The organism is Methanococcoides burtonii DSM 6242, assembly GCF_000013725.1.
Lineage (GTDB): Archaea > Halobacteriota > Methanosarcinia > Methanosarcinales > Methanosarcinaceae > Methanococcoides > Methanococcoides burtonii.
The window spans coordinates 1,054,516-1,068,067 of sequence record NC_007955.1 but is presented as its reverse complement, the minus strand read 5'-3'; the positions used below and the strand labels follow the sequence as shown (position 1 = coordinate 1,068,067).

At 40.2% G+C, this 13,552-nt stretch carries 14 protein-coding genes; 7 read left to right on the top strand and 7 right to left on the bottom strand.

The features are described 5' to 3' along the window. Position 1: 1 nt before the first annotated feature. Together MBUR_RS05075 and MBUR_RS05070 are read right to left on the bottom strand one after the other, a co-directional pair. Positions 2-1,210 carry an ABC transporter permease gene (locus MBUR_RS05075; protein ID WP_011499074.1) on the bottom strand — a complete coding sequence of 403 codons (1,209 nt, stop codon included), beginning with the start codon at positions 1,208-1,210 and terminating at the stop codon, positions 2-4. 15 nt (positions 1,211-1,225) lie between these two features. Next, the gene (locus MBUR_RS05070) at positions 1,226-2,290 is read right to left on the bottom strand and encodes a COG1361 S-layer family protein (RefSeq protein WP_232222078.1); all 1,065 of its coding nucleotides are present in this window, start codon (positions 2,288-2,290) and stop codon (positions 1,226-1,228) included. Positions 2,291-2,805: 515 nt separating this feature from the next. Between MBUR_RS05070 and MBUR_RS05065 the strand changes: the two genes are divergently transcribed. The 5 genes from MBUR_RS05065 (at position 2,806) to MBUR_RS05045 (ending at position 6,879) form a co-directional block, all read left to right on the top strand. Beyond that, on the top strand, positions 2,806-3,534 hold the full coding sequence (locus MBUR_RS05065; RefSeq protein WP_048063543.1) for an ABC transporter ATP-binding protein: 729 nt from the start codon (positions 2,806-2,808) through the stop codon (positions 3,532-3,534). Between the two features lie 12 nt (positions 3,535-3,546). Then, on the top strand, positions 3,547-4,221 hold the full coding sequence (locus MBUR_RS05060) for a heme exporter protein CcmB (protein ID WP_011499071.1): 675 nt from the start codon (positions 3,547-3,549) through the stop codon (positions 4,219-4,221). Between the two features lie 63 nt (positions 4,222-4,284). After that, a complete protein-coding gene (locus MBUR_RS05055; protein ID WP_011499070.1) occupies positions 4,285-4,992 on the top strand; it encodes a cytochrome c biogenesis protein in 708 nt (235 codons plus the stop codon). 55 nt (positions 4,993-5,047) lie between these two features. Then, positions 5,048-6,130, top strand: a complete 1,083-nt coding sequence (locus MBUR_RS05050) for an NADH:flavin oxidoreductase (RefSeq protein ID WP_011499069.1) — start codon at positions 5,048-5,050, stop codon at positions 6,128-6,130. Positions 6,131-6,201: 71 nt separating this feature from the next. Further along, positions 6,202-6,879, top strand: a complete 678-nt coding sequence (locus MBUR_RS05045; protein ID WP_011499068.1) for a S4 domain-containing protein — start codon at positions 6,202-6,204, stop codon at positions 6,877-6,879. A 122-nt stretch (positions 6,880-7,001) separates the two neighbouring features. Here MBUR_RS05045 and MBUR_RS05040 read toward each other — a convergent pair whose 3' ends face one another. The 4 genes from MBUR_RS05040 to MBUR_RS13425 all read right to left on the bottom strand — a co-directional run bounded on the left by MBUR_RS05040 (position 7,002) and on the right by MBUR_RS13425 (position 10,616). Beyond that, positions 7,002-7,988: a hypothetical protein gene (locus MBUR_RS05040; RefSeq protein WP_157196652.1), complete on the bottom strand. Its 987-nt coding sequence runs from the start codon at positions 7,986-7,988 to the stop codon at positions 7,002-7,004. Positions 7,989-8,127: 139 nt separating this feature from the next. Further along, a complete protein-coding gene (locus MBUR_RS05035; RefSeq protein WP_011499066.1) occupies positions 8,128-9,078 on the bottom strand; it encodes a hypothetical protein in 951 nt (316 codons plus the stop codon). A 2-nt stretch (positions 9,079-9,080) separates the two neighbouring features. Continuing rightward, a complete protein-coding gene (locus MBUR_RS05030; protein WP_157196651.1) occupies positions 9,081-9,851 on the bottom strand; it encodes a hypothetical protein in 771 nt (256 codons plus the stop codon). Between the two features lie 82 nt (positions 9,852-9,933). Then, positions 9,934-10,616, bottom strand: a protein-coding gene (locus MBUR_RS13425) for an IS1 family transposase (RefSeq protein WP_157196650.1) whose coding sequence is annotated in 2 segments (ribosomal slippage) — positions 9,934-10,290 and positions 10,293-10,616 — 681 coding nt in all. Because the reading frame shifts where the segments join, the coding sequence is not laid out codon by codon here. Positions 10,617-10,707: 91 nt separating this feature from the next. Here MBUR_RS13425 and MBUR_RS05015 point away from each other — a divergent pair. Continuing rightward, positions 10,708-11,022: a Sec-independent protein translocase subunit TatA/TatB gene (locus MBUR_RS05015; protein ID WP_011499064.1), complete on the top strand. Its 315-nt coding sequence runs from the start codon at positions 10,708-10,710 to the stop codon at positions 11,020-11,022. A 157-nt stretch (positions 11,023-11,179) separates the two neighbouring features. Then, a complete protein-coding gene (locus MBUR_RS05010) occupies positions 11,180-11,761 on the top strand; it encodes a DUF2119 domain-containing protein (protein WP_011499063.1) in 582 nt (193 codons plus the stop codon). 19 nt (positions 11,762-11,780) lie between these two features. Here MBUR_RS05010 and thsA read toward each other — a convergent pair whose 3' ends face one another. Next, positions 11,781-13,394: a thermosome subunit alpha gene (gene thsA / locus MBUR_RS05005; RefSeq protein ID WP_011499062.1), complete on the bottom strand. Its 1,614-nt coding sequence runs from the start codon at positions 13,392-13,394 to the stop codon at positions 11,781-11,783. Positions 13,395-13,552: the final 158 nt, after the last annotated feature.

The window sequence follows — 13,552 nt, the reverse complement described above, 5'->3', positions numbered from 1 at the left end:
ATCATCTTCCCCATATGGCTTTGAGTATGCTCTCTTTTGATACACTCCAGGCAGGAAGTGTCCCGGCTATCACTGATAGTGTAAGCATGGTTACTATGCTTTGAATAAGCAACATAGGATCGATCAGGGGGCTTATTTTCATGGTTTCGTAGAATACTACTGGATTTGCCTGGAAGTAAAGCATAAGTGAAAAGTATAAAACTAATCCTGCGAGTATCCCTAAAGAAACATAGAATGTGCTAAGGAATGCATAGGACAATACTATTGATCTTGGAGTAATTCCCACTGCTTTTAAAATACCGATCTCTTTTTTTCTATTAAGTATGTTGATATAGATGATTATAAGGATCAATGCTGCAGCTACGACCAAACTCACGAACTTTGACATGATATCTATAGCACCTATGCTTTGCATTGCCTGCTTTATGAGGGTCTCTGATTTATCCGACCATGTGAAGACCTGCTCATTCACCCCTGCGTCTCTGATCTTACCCTGAACCTGTTCTTCAGTCCCTTGCTTGTTAACCCTTACAACTACACTGGTAGCTTCGCTTCCTTCCAGACCATATACATCTTCTATCTCTTTGTAGTGAACTAAAGCATTAAGATCAACAAGTTCAAGTCCACCTGTCATGATGCCTTTGACCTTATAGGTTTTCTTTACGCCATTGCTGTACGTTACGTCAACAAGTGATCCTGGTCTTACTTCACCCAGGTTATCATATATCTCTGATCCAAAACCTGTACCTGCGATCATAGCACCGATGATGATCTCGTCCCGGGAAAGCTCCCCCAGGAAATCTCCTTCGCTAATGATGTAGGGGTATCGTGAAATATCATACTCTTCTGTAGGAAGCAAACCTGTAATTGATACTCCTACAACTTTTTGTTTATATTCAATAGATGCTCCTGCGTCCAATCGTTTTGTTGCAGCTCTCACACCTTCCACAGCTCTGACTTTTTGCAAGACGCTATCAGCGTTGTTGATGTAGCTGTTGTCGCCTGTTGGTTCAATGACAATATCTCCGTAAGGATAGTCTTGCATCATACCAGTAAACAGACCTGTCATTCCGCCTAGCATCGATGGAAGGAACACTAAGTTCATAAAGATGAGTGAGAGAACAAAAACTATGAACATCAGTGTTTTTTTGTTCCCTCTTTTTACACTGCAGTATGCAATGAGGCTTCCCACTCTGATATCGTTGATCATGTTGGAGTCCTCTCATTATTTTTTGTTATTAGCAGAGTTCCCGCTGCCTTCCATTAACTGCTTAATTATCTCATCTTTTGACTTTTTTGTTCTATAATTATTGTAAATTAATCCTCCAATAACTCCGAGGACAAGCAAAACAATTGCAGCTGTTCCTGCTCCACTATTACTTTCCAGGACTATAAGATTGATCTTTGTTTCAATTTGATCTTCTCCAAAATCATCACTATACGTTATGGTCACAGGGATCTCATATTCTCCTGCCTGATCAGCTATAAAAGTAATTACTACAGGTCCGTCTTCATTTGGATCAAGAGTTCCTATGAAGGATTCTTTTAATCCTTTGAATGGATGGTCAACATAGACCCTTATTGAATTTATTGTCCTTTCACCAGAGTTTTCGATCCTCATGGTCAATTCTACAGTATCACCCATGTAAGGAAGTACAGGATCGACCTTTACAGATGCAAGATTCAAACTCCCTTTTTTGTCAAGCACGGTTATTGTAATGGCATATTCATCCTTTTGCTTGCCAAAATCATCCTCATACTCTATAATGACAGGTATCTCAAACTCTCCTGACCTGTTTGCCTTGAATTTGAACAATGCAGTTTGAGTGCCATTCATGCCAATAGTTCCAATTGTAGAATTCTTAATTCCTTTAAACTCATGCTCTAAGCTAACCGACACAGATTTTGCAATTGCTTCCCCAAAGTTTTCTATGCCTAATCTTAAGTCAACTGTATCTCCCTCATAGATATATTCAGGATTGGTTTTGACAGAAGATATTCTTGGTTCAGCGTCTTCGCCTATTATACTGATCTCAACTTCATAATATTTTGTTGTTTCCAATTCTATATTTGGATATGTTAATCTCATCTTTATGATATGGGGGCCAGGGTTGGCATCAGTAGTTGTCCTCATGTGATATGTCAGATGCCTTTCACTTGTACTATAAGATAATTTAGGAATTTTGGTAACAAGATCTTCTGTAATTATGATGTCCGAAGGTATGCTGATTATCTCAAAGGTAATGTCTTCAGGAGCTTTAGAACCGCAGCTCTCAATATTAATTCCCAAGGTGAACTCTTCATCGATACCTATTGAACTAGGACTTATTTCCTGTACCTCTACATTTACACATATCTCACCAGAAGTTTGTGCTCCAGCAGTAGAGATCCCTGTTAAGATAACTACAAAAACCAATAAGAGCAAATATGTCAGTCTTGTATGCTGATTCATTCTTTATTCACCTCGATTCTAATTTTTTAGGCAGGCACAATATGATCTTTGAAGATCAAGCCTAATGTAGCCAGTTGCCGGTAATAATATTCGATTTTTTTGAACATTTCTTAACATATACTCTTCCAACATTATATATAAAATATTACTGTAATTGTTTATGATGTATATTGGTGTCGATTTCTTTATCTTGGGCCAAAAGTAGGCTACTTCATATTCAAAGTTTATAATAGCAAGCTTACACCCGTTTGGTGAATTATTCAGTTCGATATGTTTGATAGATGGTGTCATCCATCGACTTAAGAGGTGTTTTCATCAAAACGTTAATTTATACAGAAAGTAATCTTATTCCGATGGATACTATACTGTCTCTAAATAATGTCTCAAAGAAGTTCGGCAACATGCCTGTACTAAAAGACATTGATCTGGACATAAAGAAAGGGGAGTTCGTAGCTTTGCTGGGTGCTAACGGAGCAGGCAAAACAACCCTTGTAAAGATCATGTCAGCTCTATCCTCTCCTTCTGAAGGTACTGTAATGGTCAATGGCAATGACATTTCAAACGACCAGGGTTCATTGAGGGGTATCATAGGTGTCATTTCCCATGAAACCTACCTCTACAACGACCTGACCGCAGTAGAGAACCTGCACTTCTTTGGACAGATGTATAGTATTGCCAGTGAGAATCTTGAAGCTCGTATCAATGGACTACTGGAAGAGGTCGAGCTTGTTAAAAGAGCAGATGATCGTGTATCCACATTTTCCAGAGGTATGAAGCAGCGACTTTCCATCGCAAGGGCACTTTTACATGAGCCTTCAATTCTTTTTCTGGATGAACCTTATACAGGACTTGACCAACACGCAGCCCACACATTTGAAAAAGTGTTGCTGGAACTTGACCCAAAGGACACCACAAGACTGATGATAACCCATGACATCAACAGAGCGTACCACATGTGTGACCGTGTTATCATACTTGACAAGGGAAGTATTGTCTTCGACAGCCTTATGTCTCAAGTGGTCTCTGCGGAAGAACTGAGGGACATATACTCATCACACGTGGGTGACTATGATACTTTTTGACATGGGATCAACATGATACGCATTCTTTATATTGCAGCAAAGGACCTCAAAGAGGAGTTCCGCACCAAGCAAATGCTCAATTCAATGGTTCTTTTCTCATTGCTTGTCATAGTAGTGTTCAGTATCACATTTGCTCCGATACTCGGCTCTTCTCAGGATGTGGCAATGGTCGCTCCGGGTGTACTCTGGATAGCCTTCATCTTCGCAGGTTCCATAGGTCTTTCACGCTCCTTCGTGGCAGAACTGGAAAATGGCTGTCTCGAAGGTTTGAAATTATGCCCCATAAGCAGGAGTGCCATATACACTGGAAAGATGGTGGCGAACCTGTTGCTGATGCTACTGGTCGAGATCATAACTGTCCCTCTGTTTGCCATCATGTTCAATTACAGCATAACAGGATATTTCTGGCTTGCTATCATAATATTCCTTGGTACTGTGGGTTTTGTCTGTGTAGGGACACTGCTTTCAGCTCTGACAGTGAACACAAGGACTCGGGAAATATTACTTCCTGTGCTGTTATTGCCTCTGTTGCTTCCTGCCCTTATCCCTGCTGTGATGGCAACCGGAAGTATTCTCATAGGTGCATCTTACGGGGATATCACTCAGGAATTACGGCTTCTGCTTGTGTATGACATCGTTTTCTTCCTTGTGGCACAGCTTGTGTTCGAGTATGTAATACAGGATTAAAACTTATATATCGGGGGAGATGTACTACTTACATCGTTCCTAAGTTGATCATCGAGGTTTCCAATGTCGGAGAGTTTTTTAAGAGATAAGTTCCTGCCAGTTCTGTCCGCAACGACCATGTTGCTAGCCATTGGCATGATTATTTTCTACCTTCCTGATATGAAAGGTGCCTCTGGGGAAACCCTTGATATGAGCTTTAGGATATTCTATTTCCACATGCCTATAGCCATAACTTCCTATCTGGCCTTCACGGTGATATTCTTTTCCAGCATTCTGTTCTTGAGGACCGGTAAGTATGGTTATGACATCCTTTCCCGCTCGGCATCTGAGGTTGGTGTCATTTTCGCGTTCCTTGTTCTGGCAACCGGTTCCATCTGGGCCAGGGCTACCTGGGGATGGTACTGGGTATGGGAGCCAAGACTTACGACATCTCTTGCACTTTTTCTGGTCTATGTTGCTTATATTGTGCTTCGGCAGGCAGTTGATGGTGTGGACAAACGTGCACGTTTAGCTTCTGTTTTCGGAATACTAGGTTTTATCTCAGTTCCGTTGAGCTTTTTATCCATACGCCTGTGGCGTTCAGCTCACCCGTTGATGTTCGGTGACACTTCAGGTTCAGGCGGTGGAGGGCTTGAAGGTACTTCTCTGCAACTGACATTACTAGTGAACGTGATCGCATTTACCCTTCTTTTCATTACTCTCGTGGTGTACAAGATGCGAAACGAGCAGATGGAAGAAAGGGCTGATGAGATCAGGGCTTCACTTGACTGAACGACTGACCCTGATTTAGCAAAACATATAAACGAATGGTAGCTGATTAGAATACATGCTTTTTGAACCTATAACTATGGCAGGACTGACTGTAAAGAACCGTTTCGTGCGTTCAGCGACCAATGAGGGAATGGCTGAATTGGATGGGACTGTGACAAAAGGGATAGGTGACATGTATGAAGACCTTGCCCGGGAAGATGTCGGTTTGATAATTACGGGTTATTCATACGTGGATGTCAAAGGACAAAGCGATGAAAGGCAGCAGGGTATCTATGATGACAGGTTCATCGGACCTTATAGGGAAATTGTCTCAAGGGTACACAAGTATGATAGCAAGATATTCCTACAGATCGTCCATGGAGGCAGGCAATCCATCGTAAAGGAAGGAGTTGCTCTTTTAGCACCTTCGGCAGTCGAAGACCCAGCTTCCGGTAAGGTTCCTGTGGAAATGACCGAAGAGGATATCTTTGATACCATTGAGAACTTTGCAGAGGCTGCAAGACGTTCAAAGGAAGCGGGATTCGATGGTGTTCAGATACACTGTGCTCACGGTTTCCTGTTAAGCAGTTTCATCTCTCCTTATACGAACCACAGGACCGATAAATGGGGTGGTTCTGTAGAAAATCGGGCAAGGATAGTCACTGAGATAGTTAAAAGAATTCAGGAAAAGGTCGGAAAGGACTTCCCTGTCATGGTGAAAATGAATGCCACAGATGGGTTTGATGTGTTCTCAGGTAAGATCGGCCTTGATGCTCCCGAATGTGTGGAGATCGCCAGCCTTCTTGAAAAGGCCGGAATATGTGCTATCGAGGTAAGTGGCGGGATATTCGAAGCAGGCCCGGTCATGTCCCAGAATGGCATTGACTCTGAAGATAAAGAAGCATATTTCAGGCGTTATTCCAAAATGATCCTTGATACGGTGAAGATACCTGTCATACTGGTGGGCGGAATTCGTACAAAGGCCGTTATGGAGTCTATATTAAGGGGATATGCTGATATGATCTCGTTAAGCAGACCATTTATTGCCGAACCTGACCTTGTCGTGAAACTTAAGGAAGGGAGTGACCGGGTGAAGTGTGTGTCATGCAATGGGTGTTTCAGGACGGATGGGGTTTCCTGCACTTATAATTTTGACTAACCCCTTCATTTTTCATTATTTTTCTCTTTTTCTTTGTTACCTTTTTATAGTTGTCTTGCCTTCATTTATTTATGAGGCTCGATGCATATCTTGTTGAAATGGGTTCTTTTAAGTCCCGTGGTCGCTCTAAAAAGGCTATAGTTGATGGTCATGTGAAAATTGATGGTTCTGTTGTAACAAAGCCGTCAAAAGATGTTTCTATTGATGATGATGTCAAGGTGGATGAAGGACTTGATATGCCAAAGGGATATTTCAAGTTAAAAGGAATACAGGATGAGACCGGTCTTATCAAAGAGGGCGATTCTGTTCTTGATCTGGGTTCAAGTGCAGGCGGTTTTATTGTATTTGCATCTGAGATCGCAGCTGATGTGAGGGGTCTGGAGTTCAGCCGTGATTTCAGGGAAGAGCTTGGTCAGATAGCTCATGAAAGAAGTAATGTTTCGGTCATGTTCGGTGATGTTTTTACCTTCCCTCTCGAGACCATGGCGCCGGAGCCCGTTGATGTCATCCTGAGTGATATGACCCTTGAACCGGAGGATTCACTAGCAGCCCTTAAGCGTGTGCTCCCATTGCTTAAATTGGATGGGCAGTTGCTTCAGGTAATAAAGATGTCAAAAAGGATTAAGAGGGAACCTCTGCTTAGTATAATGGAAGGGCTTAGCCTTGAAATTCAGAACGTGCTTGAATCCGAGAAGCAGGAGATATACGTTGTTGCACGCAAGATCGGTGAGGTCGAGGATACTGATTGATTTGTTGGTCGTTAGTTGCTATGTTTGAGAGTTTTAGTTTCCATTTTTTGCAACAATGGCTTTAATTACCTCTTCTGCAACTAATCAAACATATTTATTATATTTCATCAAAAAAGTAGTGATTAACTTCCTTTCCCGCTATAATTTCCACTTACATTCTCCAGCCAATCCCCCTTTTCAACTATCGTTATAACAGGTGTATGGTATTTCCTTCCATATTTGTCCTCAATACCATAACTTTTCAGTTCGTCTTCTGATAATTCATCAGGATGCGGTGGTGAAAAAAAGATTACCCTCCAGCCCTGTGCTGCTAATGATGTGCATTTTATATCATTGCACTTCTGGAAATCTAAATCTACATCAAAGACTACCGTCTGTTTTGGTTGTGCCCTTAGTTCCAATTTGTATGAATAATCTACAGATAAATTGGTTTTTTGTGGACAAATGATTGTAGCACTTTGTACGCCGTTTCTTTGTTCACTGTCATAAGAAATTAAGTTGTTATTGACATCATTGGAAGAGACGTAAAATGGATTTGTACTGGGATCGTGGGAAAGATGAAATCCACCATCATTAAGAAAATCTGTGATTTCCAAATAATAGTTAAAGGTATCTCTTTTGTTTGCAGATAAACCAGATTTGGATTTTATGGATTCTTCACCTTCTATTCTGAAGTGATACAGCCATTCCTGTGATACAGATAAAAACGGTGCAGCAAAGCTTTTCATCGATAAAAGGGAATTAATGAAAAAATCGCTATTTTCTGTCGATACGTCTTCTTTAATTGCCAATGACCATGAATCTATGCCTAAATAATCATCTTCAGCATTTCCAACAACAGTCACCGATTCGTTGCTGATATTGATACAGAATATATATGTATCCCCTTCTGCCATTATATCGCTCAGGGATTCGGATGTGTTTTCAGGATTGTTGCTTACAACATAGGTGGTTTCCACATAGCTTTCATTATGAATTAATTCGATCAGTTTGAAATGACTTTTCCCGGCCACAAGTTCATTTACTTCCTGATCCACCATCAATATCCTGTTTGATTTGGACTGTAAATTTTGGATATGTTCCAGTTCCTCTAAATTTTTTATCTTCATCGCTTTCTGTTCTTGCAGTCCCTTTTTTTCAAGTGTTTCTGTACTATAAATCCCTAGTACAACTATCAGTATGATAAAAAGAAAAATGTATTTTATTCTCATGTTAACACGCATTAATTAAAAAATGCTTCACATAATGTTATTTTTTAACGTCAACATCGTTTGAAAGCATTTTTTTGCCACTTTTAGATATTGATGTTTCAACAGTCACATTGGGTTTAGCAATTACATAAAGCGGCTCATCAAAGTCCATATGTTCCCGAACTCTTTCAGTAGACAAATTAAATTCAGATGCATGCTTTTCTATGCTATTAACAGGAATTTCTATTAATCCATAAGCTTCTTTTTCTGCAGATGACATTTGAGAAGGTGGTGGCGGAGTTACAAGAATCCAGGTACTATTATTTCCGACATAATATATCCAAGGACTACCCATAAGCTCAATACTGTTGAATTCGTAATTTAATTTAAATCTTACAACATCATTACCTTTAGCTCGCATTTCCCAAGAATACCAACAACTGCTTTCAGGAGACCATGCGCCGTTAATTGGTACATCTGATGAATAGTGATATTCTGCGTTTAAATATTCTGTAGTATTATCTGTGTCATCAGGTATTCCACAGAGAAGGCCTATTAACTGTGCTGCTGTTAGTCCATAGCTTACATATTGACTCATCTGGCTTATGGCCGCTGTAGTAAGGAGAGCTATGATCTCGTTCACTGTATCATAGTTTGCATGATTGCCACTGTGAGGATAACCACCTAAATTTTCTACACTTGTATCGTAGGTGAAGCTAAATGCAGAGTCTCCACTTTCCACTTTCTCAAGTTTAATAAAACTACGGTAAGATCCCCAACCAAGCTGGAAAGGTGGTGATCCAGAGTTTAATCTCACTTTTCCAACTGATTTAAGCCTGCATTGATACAACCATGTACCACTAAATGGAAGCCATGTTACCTTAATCACTTTCACTACCAAAGCTGCAATTATTTCAGTATATTCTCCAATATAATTTTCTCTAGTTTCCAATATTTGTGGCACATCACTCCAATCACCATTCCAATCCCCCCAATCGATCCATCCCATATTTACACCTCCAGAACTTCTTCACGTATCAGATGTTGTGGTAAAACCCATCCATTGCAATATATTATGTTATTATCTGCAGTAATAGTATCCAAATTCGTGAATTCATGTTTAATCCAATATTTGTTGTTAAAAGCTTCATAACGACAACCATCTATTCCCAAAGAAGTGCCAACATTTGCTGTTCTTACAAGGGATAATATTTCATTTTTATCTGTCAATGCTGATGCCTTTGGAAATGTTTTCAAATAATCGATATATACTGTTGGTTTGTAACAAATAACAGGCTTATTTGGTCTAAAAGAAAGTTTCATCTCATCATTTTTACAATCGCCAATTATTGCAATATCATATTCTTCTCCTTTGTACATATTATAGAATTCAGGATAGTCATACTCATACCACTTCAAATTTGGGTACATATTCCAAAATTCTGCAGGAAAAGCACCAACAGCAATAACCTTTTTATCACTTTTTGGAAGCATCATTTTTGGTTCAACTTCATCATAGACAAAATCATCTATATTATGAACTACAAAATCAGTGTCTATAGAAGCACAATTCATTTTATGAGGCGATTTAGTTATAACCGGTTTTACGTTTCTGTTTCGAACAACATCTAAAAAAGGAAGATTTTTATATTTTTTCACAAGGTTCTTGTCCCAATCATCACTCATATCATAAGGCATTAGTTCATTTATGTTATCAAATAAACTAATTCTCGCTGCTGATATTGGAAATACATAAGCTGAACTCAGCTCTAATATAAACACATCATATCCATAAGGCAACCACTTTTCTAATGTTTCTTTACTTTTTGTAGCTTCAATTGGAATACTAAAATGATGGGCATTGTTAATTAAACATAGCTAATTCTTTATTTCTGTACTTCATCAAAAGAATAACAGAGTACTTCAGCATTTCAAGACTCTTAGTATAACACTTTGACTTTCTTCTCAATCTTGCCAGAAAGTGCCTGAATATGCTGTTATATCCTTCAACAGTATATGTTTCAGCTTTGGATTGAGTGTGAATTTTCTCTGGAACAAACTCTGCATATGCCCTCCAGTGATCAGTCATCACTTCTCCAATCTCCTTCCCCTTTAATTTTTTCCAGAGTTTTAGTCCTGTTTCCGTTCCCCTGCTACCAAAAGAGCAGTCGATGAACCTTTTTCCATCTCTATCAACAGCAATCCAGATCCAACAATATTTGTTTTGTTCCCGATATAAGTGTGCATTTCATCTAATTCAACGATCAATATTTCATTTTCGCTCTTTAGATTCTCTAATTCACGACCAAACTTCTTTATCCATTTTTGGACAGAAACGTGGCTAACTCTTAAAAAACGTCCAATTGAACGAAATCCTAATCCTTCGAGATAGAGTTGTAAAGCCTGCCGTTTAACAGACATGGGGCTAGCAGTTGATTTTAGCTCCACTGAATAGTTATACTCACAATCATGGCATTTGTAGCGTTGACGTCCATCGATTTTACCGTTTTTTTTATGATTGGAGCTCTTGCACCTGGGACAGTTCATGCACAAACATAGGTCCTGATAACATATAAACTCTACTTAAATACCAATGCCAAAAATATTAATCATAAATGTAGATGGGGGATGATAATCAATGATCGGTTCAATGGAAATTATTGTATCTAGCCTTGTAGCACTGCTTCTCTTTGGTCCAGATAAGTTTCCAGAATTTGCAAGATCTCTGGGGAAAGCAGTCGGTGAATTTAAGAACGAGCTACGTAAGGCAGAAATATCTGTGGACAACATGGAAGAATTTGCCAAGGCGGATCACAATCAGGATATAGATAGCCACATCAGAAAACTTGCAGAAGAGGGTGGAATTGAGACCAAAGGGAAAACTACAAATGAAGTTTTAGAATCTCTCTCAGATGTTTTCAACAAGATGAATGAGATAAAATTAAAAAAATGAAATACTAAGCATAGGGAGGTACAGGATAAAGTTACAGAAAATAGTGCCACTACTCACAAATATGAACATTAACTGCTCGATCAGCTAAACTTTTCGTTTGCCGAGTAATCTTTAATTAATGTGTTGGAGATACTATAAAGAATGAAGGGGGTCTTCAATGCTTCTCAAGATATATGGGAAAGGTCGTCCATTTCGTCTTTTTGTTGCCGGGCTTCATGGGCAGGAATGGCAGGATACTTCAGATGTACTGTTGAATATTGAGCGTCCATCATCAGGCACTCTTGCTATACTGCCTGTGGTCAGCAGGGGAAAATATATTTCCACACTGGACGGGGATTTTTATAAGGGCATGGGGAAGCTGATCGTTGATGTGGTGGAGGAATGTCAGCCGGATATCTACGTAGAGTTGCATTCCTATTCTTCGGAAAATTTTCATAAATTGGTATCAAGCACAAGGATAAATGAAATAGGTGTGCCGGGATTCAGTGTTCTGGAAAATAATGTGTTGATGGGTTCGGTTTCCCCTCATATTAGGAGAGATCATTTTCCGGTGGAAGCTTTGTGTCTGACATTTGAGATCGAAAGGTTGGATCAGAGCTCGAAAGAGTTTGCTGCTAAGATGCTTCGCGTTGTAAAAGAATGCCGTTCAAGGGATGGTTTCATCGAATATATGATGGAACGCTATCCCAATGTGGCTAAAAAAGCAATAGAAGACTATAAAAAATTCTATGGATCGTAAGGTTTCCCTTACTATCCATTTACATTCCTTCGTAGTTGTGGATGTTGTGTTCAGGGTTCACATCCATCATCTCCTGCCTTCTTGCTTTGAGCATGTCGTCAACACGTAATACCATGTTGGCAACCTCGGAAGCGGATTTGATGGCTTGTTTCTTTACCCTGAGGGAATCAACAATGCCTTTTTCGAAAGTGTCAACGATCTCGGTCGAGTAAACATCAAGGCCAGCATTCTTTATCTCAGTGTGTTTTGCACGAAGTGCCAGAATTGTATCGATACCGTCCATACCTGCATTGATTGCAATTTCCCTTGGAATGCTCTCGAGTGCTTCAGCAAATGCTGAGACTGCGAGCTGTTCGCGTCCTCCTACACTGGTTGCATATGATTTGAGTCCCTGTGCGATCTCGATCTCGGAAGCACCGCCACCTGCAACGATCATGCCATCTTCGATGGTGTTCTTGATCACGTTGAGTGCATCATCCATTGTACGTTCAAGGTTATCGGTGATATGTTCCGTACTTCCTCTGAGGAGGATGGTGATGGTGTTCGTGTTCTTGCAACCTCTGATGTATGTCTTACCAAGGTCGAATGCACCGATCTGTTCAACGAGATCTGCGGTTCCAAGGTCCTTCTCGGAGATGTCCATGATATTCTTTACAATGTGTGCTCCGGTTGCTCTTGAGATCGCTTTGATGTCGTCTTCATTTACACGTCTGATCGCATAGACTCCTTTCTTCTGGAAATAGTCCATTGCGACCTGGTCAATGTTCTTTGTACCAATAATGGCGGTTGCTCCGGTATCAAGTATCTTGTCGAGCATTGCTTCGAAGTCCGCTTTTTCCTGCTCAATGAACTCTTTCATCTTATCAGCTGAATCGATCTGGAGAGATGCTTTGTTCTTTGTCTTCTTGACAGAGATGTCTGAAGCAAGAATAGCGATCTTTGGATTCTCAACCTTTTCGGGCATTGCTGAATGGAGACGTGCCTTGTTAACAACGATGCCTTCAAGGAACTCTGTATCATCTATCTGTTGTCCAGGGTCCTGTGTAAGCATTATATTATTGAGGTCGACCTTTCCATCTTCCTCTACTTCAAGTGCAGCATCAACACAAATGTTTGAGATATGGTCTGCAAACGCTTCTGAAGACTTGCCTGCAATGGCGGTCTTTGCAATGTTCACAAGGACGTCCCTGTCCTCCTTTGTGACCTGTACTGCGTAATTGTCAAGTAATTCCATTGCCTTGCTAGAGGCTTCCAGGAACCCTTTGATGATAACTGTAGGGTGGATTCCGGTGTCAAGGAGCTCTTCTGCTTTCTCAAGAAGTGCGCCGGCAAGAACGACAGCACTTGTTGTGCCGTCTCCTGCAATATTTTCCTGGGTCTTTGCAACTTCAACGATCATCTTAGCGGTTGGATGTTCGATCTCCATCCCTTTTAAGATCATTGCGCCGTCGTTGGTAAGTACGATGTCACCCACACCATTGACAAGCATCTTGTCCATTCCTTTTGGACCAAGTGTTGTCTTTACTATATTTGCAACTGCTTTTGCTGCTGCAATGTTCATGTGAAGTGCATCCTTGCCCTGTGTCTGTTCCTTTCTTGGATCTATAATTGTTGGCTGACCTAGTCCTGCCATAGAATCTGAACCTCCTGATAGTCTTAATTATAAGAATTGGTATAGTGGTTTTATTAAGTATGAATGAAACTAACTGTGTATGGTTCTATAAATACGTTTCGAATGATTCCATTGTCTTTATCCTATATATTCAAAAACTTTAACATACAAGCTGATTT

Bases quoted from the DNA above. Each gene is read 5' to 3' on its own strand.
- MBUR_RS05010 (WP_011499063.1), top strand. From the start codon at position 11,180: ATGCTTCTCAAGATATATGGGAAAGGTCGTCCATTTCGTCTTTTTGTT.
- MBUR_RS05035 (WP_011499066.1), bottom strand. From the start codon at position 9,078: ATGGGATGGATCGATTGGGGGGATTGGAATGGTGATTGGAGTGATGTG.
- MBUR_RS05065 (WP_048063543.1), top strand. From the start codon at position 2,806: ATGGATACTATACTGTCTCTAAATAATGTCTCAAAGAAGTTCGGCAAC.
- MBUR_RS05040 (WP_157196652.1), bottom strand. From the start codon at position 7,988: ATGAAGATAAAAAATTTAGAGGAACTGGAACATATCCAAAATTTACAG.
- MBUR_RS05075 (WP_011499074.1), bottom strand. From the start codon at position 1,210: ATGATCAACGATATCAGAGTGGGAAGCCTCATTGCATACTGCAGTGTA.
- thsA (WP_011499062.1), bottom strand. From the start codon at position 13,394: ATGGCAGGACTAGGTCAGCCAACAATTATAGATCCAAGAAAGGAACAG.
- MBUR_RS05055 (WP_011499070.1), top strand. From the start codon at position 4,285: ATGTCGGAGAGTTTTTTAAGAGATAAGTTCCTGCCAGTTCTGTCCGCA.
- MBUR_RS05015 (WP_011499064.1), top strand. From the start codon at position 10,708: ATGATCGGTTCAATGGAAATTATTGTATCTAGCCTTGTAGCACTGCTT.
- MBUR_RS05060 (WP_011499071.1), top strand. From the start codon at position 3,547: ATGATACGCATTCTTTATATTGCAGCAAAGGACCTCAAAGAGGAGTTC.
- MBUR_RS05050 (WP_011499069.1), top strand. From the start codon at position 5,048: ATGCTTTTTGAACCTATAACTATGGCAGGACTGACTGTAAAGAACCGT.
- MBUR_RS05045 (WP_011499068.1), top strand. From the start codon at position 6,202: ATGAGGCTCGATGCATATCTTGTTGAAATGGGTTCTTTTAAGTCCCGT.